At 61.5% G+C, this 421-nt stretch carries 1 protein-coding gene; it reads right to left on the reverse strand.

All coding sequences use genetic code 11. The annotated features are described in order from the left end of the window. Positions 1-421 (reverse strand): immunoglobulin-like domain-containing protein (locus QSV36_RS14695; RefSeq protein WP_289132659.1); only part of this gene is annotated, 421 nt, incomplete at both ends.

The following is a 421-nucleotide window of genomic DNA, read 5'->3' on the forward strand; positions in this document are numbered from 1 at the left end:
GTCCACAGCGGACTTGATACCCAGGCTGACTTCACCCGAGTCTTTGTAGACGTCATCACCTTGAGCTGCGTGCTCGTACGCTGCGCTGGTCTGGCCGGCCTTGATAGTGACCTGAGCGTTGTTGCTCAGGGTTACGACCAGATCGTGGGCCAGTGCCTGGTTGATGTTTACCGTGAAGGTCGGTTTGACGTTCTCGGCCACCGAAGGCTGGTCGGCGGTGATGGTGACCTTGACCAGGTCGCCTTCGTTGTTGCCGCCTGGGTTGCCCGGCGTACCTGGCTCGTCGGTGACCGTGGTGCTGACCGGAGTCTTGTCCAGGGTCAGCTGCTCGAACTTGCCGACATCGGTGCCGCTGACCGAAGCGATCGACTTGATCACCGGGTCGTTGGCGCCTGCGTAGACGTTGTCCGGAGCGGTGACC

The organism is Pseudomonas sp. BCRC 81390, assembly GCF_030341915.1.
Classification (GTDB): domain Bacteria; phylum Pseudomonadota; class Gammaproteobacteria; order Pseudomonadales; family Pseudomonadaceae; genus Aquipseudomonas.